The sequence below is a fragment of the Dietzia sp. HMSC21D01 genome (assembly GCF_001815995.1).
Lineage (GTDB): Bacteria > Actinomycetota > Actinomycetes > Mycobacteriales > Mycobacteriaceae > Dietzia > Dietzia cinnamea.
This window is the reverse complement of sequence record NZ_KV824068.1, coordinates 1-521: the sequence shown is the minus strand read 5'-3', so window position 1 is coordinate 521 and position 521 is coordinate 1. Positions and strand designations below refer to the sequence as shown.

Here is a 521-nt window from a genome sequence, read left to right as displayed (position 1 = left end):
GCATTCGTGGCTCGATGCCTACGCCACAGGCTCGGATACGGCGGCCTCGCTGGGGGTGCCCATTCGTGCTCTGCGGATCGGGCTGTTCCTGTTCCAGGGTCTGCTGGTGGGCGTGCTCGTGGCGGTGGCCGGCGGCGTGGGGTTCGTCGGCCTGATCATCCCGCACGCCGCCCGACTGGTCGTGGGGGCTACTCACCGCGCCATGCTCCCGGTGGCCGCTGCGGCGGGCGCACTGTTCCTGGTGTGGGTAGACGTGGCCTCCCGCGTGGTCGCGGCCCCCCAGGAGATGCCGCTGGGCATCGTCACCGGGATCATCGGCGCCCCGATCTTCCTGCTGCTCATGGGGCGTCGTGCCTACACCTTCGGGAACGCCTCATGACCCCGGCGAGCGGGGTGCACCTGGTCGCCGACGATCTGACCTGCGGCAGGGGCAAGAGGGTCATCGTCTCCGGTGTCGACCTGAATGTCCCGGCCGGGTCCCGGCTCGCTCTGGTCGGCCCCAATGGCGCGGGCAAATCGAC

General features: G+C 70.4%; 2 protein-coding genes. Both read left to right on the top strand.

Going from position 1 to position 521, the window contains the following annotated elements; translation table 11 throughout:
- A partial coding sequence (locus tag HMPREF3086_RS14805; RefSeq protein ID WP_141764107.1) for a FecCD family ABC transporter permease occupies positions 1-379 on the top strand: 379 nt, incomplete at its 5' end.
- The coding region (locus HMPREF3086_RS19670) for an ATP-binding cassette domain-containing protein (protein WP_141764106.1) at positions 376-521 on the top strand (146 nt) is incomplete at its 3' end. The genes HMPREF3086_RS14805 and HMPREF3086_RS19670, both read left to right, overlap by 4 nt.